The following is a 15,196-nucleotide window of genomic DNA, read 5'->3' as shown; positions in this document are numbered from 1 at the left end:
TCTCCCTATCTATTCTCAAGCTCAAATTCCTTCATATAATTTACTAATTGCTGTACGCCTTGTACTGGCATCGCATTGTAAATACTAGCGCGCATACCACCGACTGATCGATGTCCTTTTAACGTAACAAGGCCGCGTTCCTTCGCTTTTTGTAAAAACTCATTGTTAAGTTCTTCTGACGGTGTTGTAAACGGAATGTTCATAAGTGATCGATACGCAGGATCAACTGGTGAAGTAAACAATTTAGATTCATCTAAAAAATGATAAATAAGTGAAGATTTCATTCTATTTTGTTCTTCAATCGCAGATACTCCGCCTTGCTCTTTCAACCACTCTAGTACAAGTTTTGTTACGTAAATACTAAAGGATGGCGGTGTATTATATAAGGAGTTATTTTTACTGTAAGTTTCATAATTTAACATTGTCGGACAAGAGCGATCTGCTCCCCCGATTAAATCTCTTTTTATAATCGCAATCGTTAAGCCCGCAGGTCCTAAATTCTTTTGCGCCCCCGCATATATAAGACCAAACTTCGAAACATCATATTGTTCTGACAAAATATTTGAAGACATATCCGCAACGAGCGGCACTCTTTCTACATGTGGAATTCCCACATATTTTGTCCCTTCAATTGTATTATTCGTTGTAATATGTACATAATCTAGTTTTTCATCGCTTAGTAAACCGTCCAGTTTAGGAATCGTAGTAAACTTCTCTTGCTCGGAAGAAGCAATCACTTGTACTTCCCCAACTTTTTCGGCTTCTTGCAGTGCCTTTTTAGACCATGAGCCAGTTAGTACGTATCCAGCTTTTTTATACGTATTCATTAAGTTCAGTGGTATCATAGAGAATTGTAATGACGCACCGCCTTGTAAAAATAAAACTTCATACTCATCAGGGATGCTCATTAATTCACGAAGTAAGTTACTCGCTTCCTCTATAATACTTTGAAAATAAGAAGATCGATGACTCATTTCCATAATAGACATGCCTGTCCCGTTATAATTTAATAGCTCCTTTTGCACTTTCTCTAAAACTGGCAAAGGGAGTATTGATGGTCCTGCTGAAAAATTATAGACTCTCTCCATTACCTTCATAACCTCCCTATTTTTTATTTGGATATTTTTAAACTTTCTGAATTATAACCTAAAATATAATATACGGTCAATTTGTTTTCTATTATTAGGGCGCAAGACGCGATGGAATCGCTTGCAAGTGCAGACTTTTTTATGGACATATAAAAAAGTGTTAAGTACATAATCGTACTTAACACTCTAATAATGAAAGAATAATAGCTAGTCGTTCGTAAAGAACCGATCAAAAATTTGATAAATAGCAGAAAGACCAATGAGCCAATAAATAGTGTCCACAAGCGCCGGCATAGAACCAAACCATTTCTCAACTACATTGTAATCTAACGCTACCAATAACCAATTCAAACCGCCAAGAATCACCAATATTACTGTAAGGTAAGACAAAAATTTCATTATGATTGCCCCCTAGGTGATAAGATGGTGAAAGGCCTTTCACTAGAAATATATGTAGTAAACTTTAAAACTTACCTATTTTATAAAAATTATTTTCGGTACCATCCGCTAATAACTGCCTCTGCTTCTTTACTATGTATTTGATACGCATGTGTACTATCATTAGAGCCAATAAACCAAATTGAAAAACCTTTAAAATATGGTTTCGGTTCTAATACATCTCGGTAAGCACGCCATCCATTTAATTGTACATCCTTCGAAAACACATTTGAAACATCTGGATTCCATGGATTTTGTAATCCAAGTTCACGTGCTGGAACGTTAAATCCACCGAAGTAAACTGGCTTTCCTGTTGCATTATGTAATTGTTCCAATTGCTGAACAACATTTTGCCCACGATTATATACTGTTGTCGCAAATAAACTTTGCTTCACTTCTTCATATGTTGGATTTCTTTTTCCTGAAACTTCAAACCAACTGTCTATGCTAACAATATCCACCTTTTTTAAATACGGGCGATTGATTTTCTCTTCAAACTTCGCTTCATAAGAAGGGTCCCAGCTTGCTGTTAACCACCAGTTCATTTGATACAAAACATTTCCTTTATACTGATTACGAACAAAATCAATTGTATCGCTCCAGTATCCTTCTGCATACTCCATATTCACGAAATTAGAAGCAATCTTTAGTCCATACACATTGTATTTACTTGTAATGGAATTAAAAATATCTTGCAGAATAACCGTCTTCCAATTCCAGAAGAAATCATTAATGTTACTTGGGTTCCATTCTGTCTCTCCAACATTCCCCTGCTGAATATACGGGAACGGTTCCACTATAACTTGAATATTACGCTTTAATAATTCTTGAATTAAAATAATAGCTTGTTGCTTTTGCGCTTGATTAATTACCATGTTAGTAGAAGTCACATTTGGGATATCTACTTGAATCGGTACATTTACTGTATTTAAATTTAAGCGCTCCACATCCGCTAATACTTTCGCTACATTTCCAACTTCCCATACTGTTACGTTTCCTGATTTGATTTTTCCAGATTGAACAGTATTTACATCTGCCTGTACATTTCCTTGAAAACAAAAAGAAAACAACATAATAAACACTCCTAAAAAACTTATTAAACTCTTATTTTTCTTCACAACTTTCCCCCTATAATTTTTGGCTTTCTTGATTATTTTATACAACGTTTCACATTTATTCCAGAAAAAAATGAAGTGCCGTTCAACTATATTCATATAAATCTTCTAAAAATAGTAGGAAAAATAAAAAAGGAGCAGATTTCCGCCCCTTTTTATCCTTTTACGATTGAAATTATTGAATCCCTTCTGGTAACTTAATTGAATCAAACTTTTCATATGAATCAATCTTTATACTCACAACTGCATCCAATTTTTCCTTATCTGTACTAGCTTTTTTATCTGAGTTACTTTCACTCACTTTTATAGTTGTTCGCATCTCTTCAAATTTATAATCTTTTGTTATTATATATTCAATGTTAAACGCATCCATATTAAATCCTTCCGTTAATTTTTTCATATCTCCATTGATTTTTTGTAACGTATCTACCGCTTCTTTTCCCTTTAATTCAAGTGTAAGTTTATATGTGTCTCCATCTTTCTTTGCCTTCATTTTCTTAGCCAAAGCTTCTGGTAAATCTAACTCATTAAGTAAATTTTTACTGACCATTACATCATTTACATTAAATTGATCATTAGGTATCGTAACTAACTCTCCTGTATCAGGGTTTTTCACTTGAGCAGCGACCTTTCCATCTACTTCATACGTTACAATATCTGTACCACTTATTTTCATTTCAGCTCTAGAATTCTTCAGTTTCGGCTCCATCTGTATTTTCATTTTAATTTCTTCTGATTGGCCGCTCCCCTTCATTGACATAAGAGATGTCAATGTAAGATATTCCTCTTGTTTTAATCCGTCAGCTGCTTTTTTAAAAATATCTTTCGCTACTAACTCTTTTTCTTTTTTTACAGATACTGTTTTAGGTCCACTTGTTTTTTCACTGCTACAACCAGTTGTTAAACCTACTATTAGCGCCAAACTAGATATTACAACCATTTTCTTCATACTGATTCTCTCCATTTCCCACTTAAAAATATTTTCATCCCATGTATAGTAAATCAACTGAAATAAATATATATACAATAATTATTTAACCTCTAAACGAAACCAGTTATTCAATCCGTATACTAACGTAACTAAAGCTCCTATCACACCAAAAACAACAATATTTATACCAATTGACGAACCGAATAAAACAGCTATCATTGACACTATTAGTAATAGCATGGCAATACTATTTATCTTAATTTCTACTACATCGCCATCCTTTACTTTCTTTTCTTTACTTCCAAAAAAGAATTGTTTTACTTTAATATTCGCTTCATCTAATTCAAAAGGAAGCGTATATTCTTCGTTATTCTCAAGTTTCATTACTACTTCGTTATCTACCTTTACAGCAACTCTTGCTGCTCCGCCCATCATCCCTGTTGCCCTTATTACTTTAACGCTCATATTAAATCCCCCTATTCGATTTCACTGCAACTATTAAGAAATTTTCCTTGTTGTACACTACTTCATCCTCCGTTTAATAAACATAATATTCCAAAAGGTATTATAACAAGTCTCTGTATAATATTTTGTCAAAACTTGTCGCTTCTTTACAAAAAGGATATTTTATCCATTATCATAATAAAGAGACTCTTACAATCGTAAGAGTCTCTTGTATAAAGCAAAACTTTCATTAGCCGAAGGAGTATTACCTCATAAAGCTGGGCCATCTGCAAATAAGAACTTACTATCACTTCGGCTGCAAAGTTAATACCTTCCCCTCTATCCCCTCCGTATTCAATGTAGTCGTATGATACGTGCCATTTACCCAATCATCTATTTGATCATGATACCAATCGCTTCTAAAATGGCCCGACTGTCCTGGCCCTACGATATGATAACCGTTTGACATATCTTTCGTATCAATAATGAATCTCCAAGACGCCCCGTGATTTACAATGCCGTTTTCGCCGTAACTCGCTGCTTGCACGGTAACTTGGCTCCCACCAATTGGAACTGGCTTCTCACGATTAAAAGCGAGTAATGCTAACATACTCGATGATTTCGAAATGGGATGTGTAAAAGCGAGTTGATGGTAATCGCCCCACTTCCACTCTCCAACATCGGGTCCATATTCCTTCTGCAATTTCTTCATTACATTCTCGTACGATGTATGCACAACTTTTGTGAAACCTCCGTACTTCGTAAACCAAACGCTATTTTCTCCCGCTACTTCTTTTCGAATCAATTCATCAACAACTTGTGACTTCCCTTCAAATAACTCCAGTACATCTTTCGGTATTTCTTTTGAAAATAACGTATTTGAAATCTCTTTCATTAACAAATGGAATATTAATGGTGCCGCTTCATCTTTACTATCGTAAAAATTCCACTTTGTTAATTGGTCTACGCCTTCTTTCTCTACCTCATTTAAAGATGCTTTATTTAACTCTTTTAAAAATATAGGAGTAAACTCTTTCCCATATAAATTCTTTTGATCCATCTGTAACTCTTCTAAATCTTTCACCGTATACTTTTCCTTCTCTTGCAAAAATTCTTGAATACGCATTTGCCTATATGGCTGCGCCCACGTATTGCTAATATGATACGGATAATCATCATCAACAATTTTATTATTCGCAGTTGAAATAAACCCTTGTTTTGGATTAATTACTTTTGGAAGTTGATCAAACGGGATATACCCTTCCCATTCATATTCATCTGTCCATCCTGGAACAGGTAAGCTACCATCACCTTTTTTACGCACTGGTATATTTCCATTCGCTTTATAAGCAATTGTGCCGTCGTTTGATGCAAACACAAAGTTTTGGGTTGGTGTATGAAAATCTTGAAGAGCGGTTTCAAACTCATTCCAGTCTTTTGCTTTGTTCATATTTAATACAGCTTTTAACTCAGCTGACGGTTCTAAAGCTGTCCACTTTAAAGAGAATACTGTTTTCGTTTTCTCCTTCCCCTTATCCGCAAACTCTGAAATTACTGGTCCATGCCTCGTAATCGTAACGTTATAAGGAATTGTCTTCCCGCCTTTTACTTTAATAGACTCGTCTACAACGGTAGCTTTTTCCCATTTATCGTTATACAGAAATTCATTTTCATTATTAGGATTTCTCTTCTCAATATATAAATCTTGCACATCAGGCCCTGTATTCGTAACACCCCACGCTATTTTGTCATTGTGTCCTAATATAACACCTGGTACTCCAGCGAAAATAACGCCACTCACATTTAAACCTTTCATTTCAAGTCTCGTTTGATACCAAATAGAAGGGGTCGCAAGAGATAAATGAGGATCATCTGCTAAAATTGGCTTACCTGACGCACTCTTCTCACCGCTCACAACCCAGTTATTACTACCGTTAAACTCCGGCGGAATTATCGTTTTTGAAAAACTTTGTGCTACGTCCACATTTGTATTTTTCAGTTCAGCTAGCAATCTAGGAGCATCTTTCGGATATGCAGGAAATAGCTCATTCGCTTGCTCTTTCGGAAGATTTTTCAGCGCCCAATATCGAAATGCCTGTCCGTGCCAATGTCCTCCTAAGTCAAACGCCATATACTTCCCGATCGTTAAAGTATCAACAATTGACCACTCAGCAGGTTCATAACCTAATATAGTAAACTCAACTGGTAATTTTTTTTCCTCTTTCGCCTCACGTATAAAAGCGTTCACCCCATCAGCAAATGACTGCAGGGCATATTTCGCTTCTCCATCATATTGACTAACTGAAGCTTCGGCAGCTCGCCGTAAACCGAGTGTTCGAAACAATTTATCTCGATCAACAGCTGCTTCCCCAACAACTTCACTTAACATACCAGACGCTTGTCTTCTACTTAAATCCATTTGAAACAAACGATCTTGCGCTTGCACATATCCTTGTGAAAAATATAAATCATGTGCATTTTCCGATTTAATATGCGGTACACCTTTACTATCACGCTTCACCGTAACAGCTTGTTGTAAATCCTCTAGCTTTATCGTTCCATCTATCTTTGGCATAGATTTCAGCGTATATATGTTCAAAAAAATCGCAGCGGAAATAACTAACAAAAGAACGATACTACTAGCCCAAATAAAAATTCTTTTTCCCCTTTTTCGTTTCTTCTTTATAACGACTTCCATATAACCACCCCTTTCTCACACTATTCGCTTCTATAGTAAAAGAACCTTTTAGACTAGAAAAAATCCTTATCCAAACTATGGATCATACGAACCAAATACTTCTCTCCTATGCATTCCTTCACTAAAATCTACTCGTCCTTTCTTACACCAATTCCTCAAAATCCCCTTCACATAAGCTAACGTTTTCTTATTATTTTCAAACGCAATTTTAAGTGCCTCTAACACTTTCTCTCCAGAAAGTCTTTGTATCCAATTCTTCAATTCCTTCACAATATATGGGGATAAACTACTAATATTTTGTTCATAAAACTTATAAACTTCACTATTTGGAACGTCCTCTTCTATGGTTTCCACCTCTATCTCTTCCGCTTCTTCTTTCTCTTCAATAACTACTTGTGAACTACTATTATCCTCTTCTTTTGGCATACCAAAATGCTGCAATAATAATGGAATCTTGTATTCTTCTTCAAGGCATTTACGTAAAAATATATGTATGAACTCATTACTTTTTATAGTCTTTAACTCACGTAATACGCACTTCTCCACATTCGTATTTGAAATAGGGTTATAGTGTAACCAATTTATTATGAATACCTCTTTCGTTTCCGTATCATATAAAATCTTTCCATACTCAACAAACCTGTTTAGCAACTTCTCAACAGTCTCCATACTATAACCTGTTTCAAGCTCTGCCACACGCTTCGGTAATATGTAAATACCACATTGCTTTGTTTTCGTACCAGTTAACAAATATATGTAAAAATAACGCTCCTCTGGCGTTAAATCTAATATGAATTCATCTTGCCAAAAGTTCACCTGCACATTACGGTATACCGCCATATGTTTCCCTCCACTCTTTGCTAGTAAATAGGAAAATTTTAATCCTTCATTATAAAGATAGGCATACGGGAATGGTTTTGGCATTCGTATTACAATTTTTTTACTACTACAACGCCGGTTTCATTTTTTCGCGCTTGTTTTGTTCTTGTTTTTGTTTTTGTTTTTTCTTAGTGATTTATTACTTGGTAGGGGCTTATAAGGGGCTTGGAAGGGCATTCTACATTACAATCTATGAAATACAATTTGTTCTTCCTACTAAATAGGAGCTATTCCAAATTATTATTTTGGATAGCTCCTTTCAAATTCTTCTTATTTTTTACTTCTACCAATGTCAGCTTCTACATACAATTTATTCTGCTATTTGCGGACAGTAAAACTCTCATTTCAAAATTCGGTGAATAAACTGCTCGATTGCAATGCGAGTGGCCCTCACTGATTAAAGTTTCATTTTATTTTTGCATTGAATCTAACATCTTCACAATAAAGGCAGCTGCCTGACCACGAGTTGCTGTACCTCGAGGATCAAACTCATTATTTCCAATACCATTAACTACCTTTAGACTGTATAATCGTTGAACCGATTCTTTGTATGTTATTAAATGCTTATCTGTAAATGGTAATGCTACTAACTCACCTGTAATTCCTTTATATCGCAATGCTTTGTCAATCATAATAGATACTTCTTCACGAGTAATTGGTGAGTTAGGATCAAAAATCCCTTCACCACGACCATTAATAATTCCTGCACTTGCACAACGTTTAATACCGTCATGAAGTGATGGATGTGCCTCATTAATATCTACAAATGACTTATTTCCCTCTGGTAGTTTAAGAGCATTCGAGATTAATTTCGCAAACTCCGCTCTCGTTACATTTCGATATGGCGCAAATACACCATTACCTTCGCCTTGCATAATACCTAGACTGTTTAATTTACGAATATGCCCTTCAAACCAGCCACCTGTAATATCATCTTTTGGTTTTTGTACTTCTTCCTTTGGTACATTGTAGTTAATTTTAATCCAACTTGGGTCATAGAAAATCCATTCTCCATTACCTACTTTATACCAACCATTTTTAACGGCTAATACTTTGTAACGATCTCCGTTTGAAGCTTTACGTACAACACGATGTTCAATACCCGCATCACTACGTACATTAATGCCACTACCATTTACCACTAGTTCCATGCTAGGTTCAGCTGGATTATTTTCATTTGGATTAAATGAGTCATTTTTATCTTGTAAAGGCGTATCAATCTGCGCATTTATATTTGCATACCACTGAATTCCTTGTACGAAACCAGCCCAATTACCACGTGAAATTAAAATGTCAGGACATTTTTTCCCGCTCCATTGTTGATGCTTGTAAATATGATCTGCACCAATTCCTTCTTTGTTCATTAAATAACCTGCAAGTCGTTTTGCATTTTCTAACGCTTTATTGTAATCACCGTCTTGGTTAACCGCAATCTCGATACCGATAGACTCCCTGTTTCCTGAACCATCTCCATCTCCTGCATGCCAACCATTTTCGTTTGTTGGTAAGTGTTGATAAATTTGTCTATCATCTACAGTAAAATGCCATGAAGCTGTTCGGAAAGTGCCTTCAGTTGCTTGCTTGTATAAATATTTCGCATGATTTTCAGCATTAGCACCAGCGGCTGTATTTGCGGTCTCATGAATTGTAATGTAACGTGCTTTCATCGGATTTGCAGGACGAATATCAGGATTTCCTGCTGGAACAATCCACTCCACAAATGGAACTCCTGCAAGTGTTCCATATTTCTTCGTACTCTGTGCACTATATTGAATACCTCTTGGCTTTGCAACAGGTTTCATTTGACGATCAGATCCATCATTTCGACCATCTACAGATTCAAATGCCTTTTCAATGTTTGAAATAGCTTCCTTTTCTGCTACTTGTCCCTTCTTAGCATCTTGCATTTTGTTTAATTCTTCTGTTTCATCATGTTTATGCTTATATTCTTCTAAAAGCATTTTTTCATTTTCAGATACTTCTGCTTCGTTAATTTGTACATGATCAGGAACTTCCAACTTGAAATTAGAATAATTTAATCCGCTCGTTCCGTGTTCTCCTTGGGCAATATTAAGTTGATCAGTTTGAGATTTGTTGATCTCTTCTGCTGATGCTGATAAAGGTGCGCTCCCTAAAATCACTAGACTTGTTGATAGTGCGATTACTTGTTGTTTGATTGTCTTATTCATTATTATAATAAATACATACACACTCCCACCGTGTATGTATCTCAACCTCCCTTTATTGTCACATTAATTTTTAAAAATATGAATCTACTATGTACTCCTAATATATTTTCTTTTTATTTATATATTTAAATTAACATATTTTATATCCATTAAGAAAATATTTATATGTCATCCCTACAGATGAATTTCATCTAACATACTTTTTATAAAATCCATCAACAAACATTATTTTACAACTAATTACAAATACCGTCAAAATAATCAATTTAAACTTAGACAAATAACTGACATACAATTTCATAATAAGAGATCCTATACTATCGAAATACATCTATTACAAATTCCCTTTAACGTTTTCAACAATCTCATTTATCGTATTCCGATCAAACTTATCACTAATTTCATATGACTCACGATCTCCTACGAATTGCACGCCTACGATATCATTGCGATCCTTACCGTATTGCACTTCAATAATAGATCCTCGCTCTATTTGTTTCCAAATGAGACCTGCTTCATCTTTATTATCTAAAATAATGCAGTCTTCAATATTTTCATCAATCCCAATTAATTTATTATCATCCATATATCCAATCTCGTATTGTTGCCGTTCTTTCGCTTTGCCACTTACTAATATACCTTTGCTACCATATGAGTAATCCATATAGTCCTTTTTCTCCGTTTGTACCGCTTTCGGCTTTTGTGCTTCAGTTTTTTCAGCAGTCCCACAACCTGTAATAAGACTGATTGGGATAACCACTATTAATACGAATCTAGTAAATTTCTTTATCATTTGTAACCAACCTCATATATTTAATGCAAAACTCCATTTATTACTCTATTAAAGAATAACATGATATTAAGTAAACAGAACGAAAGATAACATATTCTTTACATACTCGCACTTTAATGAAGGACTAGGCCATTTAAACCTAGTCCTACATAACTTTAACTTTGCTTCACATACTTAATTGTATGAAATGACGTCTCATTAAATAATTGCAAGTTTTCCCCATCATAATCTTGAACTTTATATGCTATTTTCTTTTTTTGAATTGTATCTTCTACACCGTCTACTAAACGTTTATTGAGATGTAAATAGATTGTAAAAGCTTCCTTATCATATTCCCAAGTGCCTTCAATATAATTCTTTTTATTTGGATACTCACCTTTACCATACGTTTCAAATGTCTTATCACCTTTTAGAATAAGTGACATAATGAAACCGTCTGTTCCTTTGAATCCCCAATTACCGATTAATTCCGTACTATCTTTCACATTCTTCATAACGTTATCCGTATTAATTCCAGCTTTCTTATCTAACTCTTTCAAATCTTTCACAGATACTGTACCGTCACCGATTTTAATATCCCCTTCAAGATCTTTGAATGCCTTAAGCCAGTAAATATCTCCTTCTTTCACTAACTTTTCGGATTTCTCCATTAACTCTTTATCAGTCTTATCGCCTTTTTCTCTTTTTTCTTTTCGGGTGAATACTTCATTTATTAAAGAAAAAGACTCTCTAAAATAACCAATTGCTTTTTCAAAATCCTTTTGTTGATTTACATACTCTGTAGGGGGATCTATTGACTCAAATTTATCTAACACTTTATTTAATTCTTTCACACTATCTACTATATCTGATTTCTTTTTCTTACCGTCAAAAACCTCTCTTGTAATATTGTTATGCTCCGCAAACAACTTATCAAACTCTACTCCTAATTTATACACTTTATTAGGATAGTCTTCCTTTGAAACTTTTTCTTTCTTACTATTAGACTTCGATTCTTTTACTTTAGACTCTTCCGTTTTCTCCTGTTTAGAAGTGTTCGTTTTCTCAGAAACTCCACAACCAAATAACAACATGACCGGAACTGCTACCCCTAGTAGTTTCTTTGCATTCATGACTGATTTCTCCTTCTACTTGAATAGATTACTCTTGCTATACCCATCCTCTTTTTTTATCTTGTAATTAAAGTTACAATCGCAATAACTCCTAGAATCGGTCCCCAATATTCCATTTTTATAAAAAATAATGAGTGCTTTTTGTTAAACATAACTTTTTCACCAGTTTCGGCATCTATATAAACTTTCCCATCTGGCTTATTAATATATTTACCTAAATACCAAGACATAACCCCTGATATAATAAACATTACCGCCATTGGCCAACTATGGTCTTGAAAATATGTAGCGTCCCCCGTTATAGATCCAAAGATAGCCTTACCCAAAAGAGTATTAATAATTACAATAATTGCGACTAAAAAACCCCAACCAGACCAAATAATCATCTATTTCTCCTCCTAAAGCGTACAACTTTGTACTTTATGTTAATTTGAACTGCAAACGAAAATGTTTAAAAAACCGAATATTCAGACGTTGATAATCATATTTAGCTTACATTAGATTCTAACTTTAATGTCCTAAATGCAAATGAACCAGATATAATTTGTAAAATTGTCGGAATAAGTAAAAAGAATAATGACATAAACAACATAACTATAGGAATCACAATCATACAAACTCCATAAACTTTATTATTAACCTTGTTTACTAAACACGATAAAATGAACAATCCTATTTGAACCGTTAAAATAATAGAGTAATAAGCTAAAAGTTCGTAATCAACACCTTCCATAATATTAAACGCTACAACTATTAATATTATGGAAATAATAATTCCCAAAATGCCACCAATTAAACCTAATACAAATTCAGGTGTTCTTTTCAATTCAATCCCCCTTTTTTGAAAAACTAACAACTTGTATATTTTTCCCATTCACCATCATACCAAATATTTATTGGAAAAACTATACAAATCATTTTTATTCTACTGTACTTTACTTCTAACTATAGATAACTTGTAGCAGTTACAAAATTAAAACCTTCACAATTACTTACTGAATTGTCATATTGAAAATTATAAATTAAAACGATAGAATTATAGGATTTATTTAATTTAACTACTTCCTTAATTCGAGAAAGTATTTTATCATCATATGAACATCCCGTTAATAACATAGAAATGTCATCACTCGCTTCTTCTAACACTTCCTTTTCAATAAAATCTTCATCTACATCAATCATATCAATATTAAAATCAACAAAAAATCTTGCTGGTATAGAGTCTCCTTCTTCATCATACGTAACATCTATATATGTATCCAACTGATCTTGCGTTTGCATATTACCGAACCATATTGAAACCATTCCGTGTACTTCCATTAATAGCGTCCTCCATTATGAATATATATTCTCATTCAACTTACGCTTTAAAATTCATGATTTTTATAAAAACCATTTCTTCTTTCCTTTCAGTCAAATAGGATTATTCGGAAATTCATTATCATACTTATTAATTAGCGCTTTATCATTTTCATTAATTGGTACTTCACCTAAGTATTTACGTTTCCAAATAATCATTTGATCACTAAAACTATATTCTGTTTCGAGCCAATTGGTATAATCGAAATGCATGTTAAATTCCCCACTATGTTCCAGAGACATTGTAAAAGAGTACCAAAGCTCTTGCTGATTATCTTTAAAAACATCTCTTAATTCCTTACTCAATTTATATAAAGAATTTTCTTTCCTTTCAAACTCCTCTTCATTAACTTCGTATTTAAAAGGAATTTCTACACTATACTTATAATTTTGTTTATTTCTGAAGTTGTTATAGAAAAAGTAAGTTCCCCCTCCAGCTTCTGATATTTGTGCATAAAAATAAAATTTCTCCCATTCTTCTGGAATCATGGCATGAACCGTTTCCGCTATCTCTCTATATAATCGATTCAATTTTATTTCCAATTGAATACCCCCTATTTGATGTTCATCATTCACTTTTTCTATATTATACCACCCTTTTAATTAGCTCTTTATTTCATCTAAAATTCAAACCAAGTTTCGATACCTTTAGAAAGTAGACATACCTCTTAAATACAATTAGTATTAAAATAAGAAATATGAAAGACTTAAAAAGGCTTTCACATGAAGAAAGGAAGTTGCACAACTATGGATCTTAAAACAGTTATGCAAGAACTTGAAGCTCTAGGTAAGGAACGAACGAAAAAAATATACATATCTAACGGTGCGCACGAACCGGTTTTCGGAGTAGCTACAGGTGCTATGAAACCAATCGCTAAAAAAATAAAATTAAATCAAGAGTTAGCTGAAGAACTTTATGCCACAGGTAACTACGATGCTATGTACTTTGCAGGTATTATTGCCGATCCAAAAGCTATGAGTGAGTCTGATTTTGATCGCTGGATAGACGGGGCATATTTTTATATGCTATCTGATTATGTAGTGGCAGTAACTTTATCGGAGTCAAATATTGCGCAAGATGTTGCTGATAAATGGATTGCAAGTGGGGACGAGCTTAAAATGTCTGCCGGCTGGAGTTGCTACTGTTGGCTATTAGGAAATCGCAAAGACAATGAATTTTCCGAAAGTAAAATTTCCGATATGCTTGAAATGGTGAAAGATACAATTCATCATTCTCCAGAACGAACAAAATCCGCTATGAATAATTTCCTAAACACCGTGGCAATTTCATATGTACCACTACACGAAAAGGCAGTTGAGACTGCAAAAGAAGTTGGTATAGTTGAAATCAAACGTGATAAGAAAAAAAGCAGTTTGTTAAATGCTTCTGAAAGTATTCAGAAAGAACTTGATAGAGGAAGACTTGGTTTTAAGCGTAAATATGTTAGATGTTAAATTATCAAAAAAGGTGCCAATCTAAGTAAGATTGACACCTTTTTCATGAGAAAAATGAATGAACTCCCCTTTGTACACCTTATCCGTTAAAAACTTCTTCATTCAATTTATATACTCTATCTCTTTTCTCATCACTTTTGACAAAAATAAGCTTTTCTTCTTTAACAAAACCTTCTAATAGTAAGCATACTTGCCCATATGCTTTAGGCTTATTCGTTGTGAATCTCTCATCTGATATTTTACCAGATCGTATTAATCGTTCACATAGCTCAAGCGCACTTATTTCTTCAGAATCAATTAATTCTAAAATGTCTTTTTGTAGGGGCGATAAAGGTACGGGAATCTCAGCTACCTCCACCTTTTCTGGTTTGTTTTCTTCTTCAAATAAATCTTCGAATGAAATTTGATTCATACTTCTTTTCCTTTCTAACGATTGATTTGTATAACATGAACTGAATCCTATAGCGTATGTATTATTATGTATTACTTACCTTTTTTCAAAAATCTCAAACTCATGTACATCGTTTCATATAGTATATTTTGATTATACCAAATATACGTTCTGTTTTCTATTGTAGAATTCGTTATAATTAGAATGAAAGTAATGATGAACATCTATCTCGTTATTAGTTGTATACATTATGTAAAAAAACAGAAAATGTTTACATAATAAAATTATCGTGATCTTTTAAATT

16 protein-coding genes are annotated in these 15,196 nt (G+C 33.8%); 1 reads left to right on the top strand and 15 read right to left on the bottom strand.

The genetic code is table 11. The annotated features are described in order from the left end of the window. Positions 1 to 5: 5 nt before the first annotated feature. The 14 genes from serC to HMAS_RS08190 all read right to left on the bottom strand — a co-directional run bounded on the left by serC (position 6) and on the right by HMAS_RS08190 (position 13,589). On the bottom strand, positions 6 to 1,088 hold the full coding sequence (gene serC / locus HMAS_RS08260) for a 3-phosphoserine/phosphohydroxythreonine transaminase (protein WP_044307393.1): 1,083 nt from the start codon (positions 1,086 to 1,088) through the stop codon (positions 6 to 8). 207 nt (positions 1,089 to 1,295) lie between these two features. Beyond that, the gene (locus HMAS_RS08255) at positions 1,296 to 1,487 is read right to left on the bottom strand and encodes a DUF378 domain-containing protein (RefSeq protein ID WP_000670805.1); all 192 of its coding nucleotides are present in this window, start codon (positions 1,485 to 1,487) and stop codon (positions 1,296 to 1,298) included. A gap of 89 nt (positions 1,488 to 1,576) precedes the next feature. Beyond that, positions 1,577 to 2,644: a glycoside hydrolase family 113 gene (locus HMAS_RS08250; protein WP_000739762.1), complete on the bottom strand. Its 1,068-nt coding sequence runs from the start codon at positions 2,642 to 2,644 to the stop codon at positions 1,577 to 1,579. Positions 2,645 to 2,816: 172 nt separating this feature from the next. Then, on the bottom strand, positions 2,817 to 3,590 hold the full coding sequence (locus tag HMAS_RS08245; protein WP_000738991.1) for a DUF6612 family protein: 774 nt from the start codon (positions 3,588 to 3,590) through the stop codon (positions 2,817 to 2,819). An 81-nt stretch (positions 3,591 to 3,671) separates the two neighbouring features. Next, on the bottom strand, positions 3,672 to 4,037 hold the full coding sequence (locus tag HMAS_RS08240) for a hypothetical protein (protein ID WP_006922825.1): 366 nt from the start codon (positions 4,035 to 4,037) through the stop codon (positions 3,672 to 3,674). 286 nt (positions 4,038 to 4,323) lie between these two features. After that, the gene (locus HMAS_RS08235) at positions 4,324 to 6,714 is read right to left on the bottom strand and encodes a penicillin acylase family protein (protein ID WP_025708714.1); all 2,391 of its coding nucleotides are present in this window, start codon (positions 6,712 to 6,714) and stop codon (positions 4,324 to 4,326) included. Between the two features lie 75 nt (positions 6,715 to 6,789). Further along, positions 6,790 to 7,638 carry a DnaD domain-containing protein gene (locus HMAS_RS08230; RefSeq protein WP_116344753.1) on the bottom strand — a complete coding sequence of 283 codons (849 nt, stop codon included), beginning with the start codon at positions 7,636 to 7,638 and terminating at the stop codon, positions 6,790 to 6,792. 365 nt (positions 7,639 to 8,003) lie between these two features. Further along, positions 8,004 to 9,782 carry an S-layer homology domain-containing protein gene (locus HMAS_RS08220; protein ID WP_061113271.1) on the bottom strand — a complete coding sequence of 593 codons (1,779 nt, stop codon included), beginning with the start codon at positions 9,780 to 9,782 and terminating at the stop codon, positions 8,004 to 8,006. A 334-nt stretch (positions 9,783 to 10,116) separates the two neighbouring features. Then, a complete protein-coding gene (locus HMAS_RS08215; protein WP_061113010.1) occupies positions 10,117 to 10,575 on the bottom strand; it encodes a hypothetical protein in 459 nt (152 codons plus the stop codon). A 155-nt stretch (positions 10,576 to 10,730) separates the two neighbouring features. Next, positions 10,731 to 11,687: a DUF3994 domain-containing protein gene (locus HMAS_RS08210; protein WP_063264119.1), complete on the bottom strand. Its 957-nt coding sequence runs from the start codon at positions 11,685 to 11,687 to the stop codon at positions 10,731 to 10,733. 56 nt (positions 11,688 to 11,743) lie between these two features. Beyond that, entirely contained in the window at positions 11,744 to 12,073 is a 330-nt protein-coding gene (locus tag HMAS_RS08205) for a hypothetical protein (protein ID WP_000587853.1), read from the bottom strand. Positions 12,074 to 12,174: 101 nt separating this feature from the next. Next, positions 12,175 to 12,513 carry a DUF4064 domain-containing protein gene (locus tag HMAS_RS08200; RefSeq protein ID WP_000831724.1) on the bottom strand — a complete coding sequence of 113 codons (339 nt, stop codon included), beginning with the start codon at positions 12,511 to 12,513 and terminating at the stop codon, positions 12,175 to 12,177. 119 nt (positions 12,514 to 12,632) lie between these two features. Continuing rightward, on the bottom strand, positions 12,633 to 13,007 hold the full coding sequence (locus HMAS_RS08195) for an immunity 22 family protein (protein WP_000451794.1): 375 nt from the start codon (positions 13,005 to 13,007) through the stop codon (positions 12,633 to 12,635). Between the two features lie 93 nt (positions 13,008 to 13,100). Then, positions 13,101 to 13,589: an antitoxin YezG family protein gene (locus HMAS_RS08190; RefSeq protein ID WP_061113265.1), complete on the bottom strand. Its 489-nt coding sequence runs from the start codon at positions 13,587 to 13,589 to the stop codon at positions 13,101 to 13,103. Between the two features lie 204 nt (positions 13,590 to 13,793). Here HMAS_RS08190 and HMAS_RS08185 point away from each other — a divergent pair, with 204 nt between their 5' ends. Beyond that, complete coding sequence (locus tag HMAS_RS08185) at positions 13,794 to 14,501, top strand: DNA alkylation repair protein (RefSeq protein WP_044307389.1); 708 nt, start codon at positions 13,794 to 13,796, stop codon at positions 14,499 to 14,501. Between the two features lie 79 nt (positions 14,502 to 14,580). On the opposite strand, the gene HMAS_RS08180 is transcribed toward HMAS_RS08185, so the two are convergent. Further along, positions 14,581 to 14,913 carry a DUF3895 domain-containing protein gene (locus HMAS_RS08180; protein ID WP_044307388.1) on the bottom strand — a complete coding sequence of 111 codons (333 nt, stop codon included), beginning with the start codon at positions 14,911 to 14,913 and terminating at the stop codon, positions 14,581 to 14,583. Between the last annotated feature and the right edge of the window lie 283 nt (positions 14,914 to 15,196).

This window comes from Bacillus sp. HMA207 (assembly GCF_003402455.1).
In the GTDB taxonomy this organism is placed as follows: Bacteria; Bacillota; Bacilli; order Bacillales; family Bacillaceae_G; genus Bacillus_A; species Bacillus_A cereus.
Note: the sequence above shows the minus strand (reverse complement) of the source record. Positions and strands in the feature narration are given on the sequence as shown.

What these genes read in the sequence shown, in the direction of transcription:
- serC (WP_044307393.1), bottom strand. Translation starts at nt 1,088, where the DNA reads ATGGAGAGAGTCTATAATTTTTCAGCAGGACCATCAATACTCCCTTTG.
- HMAS_RS08255 (WP_000670805.1), bottom strand. Translation starts at nt 1,487, where the DNA reads ATGAAATTTTTGTCTTACCTTACAGTAATATTGGTGATTCTTGGCGGT.
- HMAS_RS08245 (WP_000738991.1), bottom strand. Translation starts at nt 3,590, where the DNA reads ATGAAGAAAATGGTTGTAATATCTAGTTTGGCGCTAATAGTAGGTTTA.
- HMAS_RS08240 (WP_006922825.1), bottom strand. Translation starts at nt 4,037, where the DNA reads ATGAGCGTTAAAGTAATAAGGGCAACAGGGATGATGGGCGGAGCAGCA.
- HMAS_RS08235 (WP_025708714.1), bottom strand. Translation starts at nt 6,714, where the DNA reads ATGGAAGTCGTTATAAAGAAGAAACGAAAAAGGGGAAAAAGAATTTTT.
- HMAS_RS08230 (WP_116344753.1), bottom strand. Translation starts at nt 7,638, where the DNA reads ATGCCAAAACCATTCCCGTATGCCTATCTTTATAATGAAGGATTAAAA.
- HMAS_RS08220 (WP_061113271.1), bottom strand. Translation starts at nt 9,782, where the DNA reads ATGAATAAGACAATCAAACAACAAGTAATCGCACTATCAACAAGTCTA.
- HMAS_RS08215 (WP_061113010.1), bottom strand. Translation starts at nt 10,575, where the DNA reads ATGATAAAGAAATTTACTAGATTCGTATTAATAGTGGTTATCCCAATC.
- HMAS_RS08210 (WP_063264119.1), bottom strand. Translation starts at nt 11,687, where the DNA reads ATGAATGCAAAGAAACTACTAGGGGTAGCAGTTCCGGTCATGTTGTTA.
- HMAS_RS08205 (WP_000587853.1), bottom strand. Translation starts at nt 12,073, where the DNA reads ATGATTATTTGGTCTGGTTGGGGTTTTTTAGTCGCAATTATTGTAATT.
- HMAS_RS08195 (WP_000451794.1), bottom strand. Translation starts at nt 13,007, where the DNA reads ATGGAAGTACACGGAATGGTTTCAATATGGTTCGGTAATATGCAAACG.
- HMAS_RS08185 (WP_044307389.1), top strand. Translation starts at nt 13,794, where the DNA reads ATGGATCTTAAAACAGTTATGCAAGAACTTGAAGCTCTAGGTAAGGAA.
- HMAS_RS08180 (WP_044307388.1), bottom strand. Translation starts at nt 14,913, where the DNA reads ATGAATCAAATTTCATTCGAAGATTTATTTGAAGAAGAAAACAAACCA.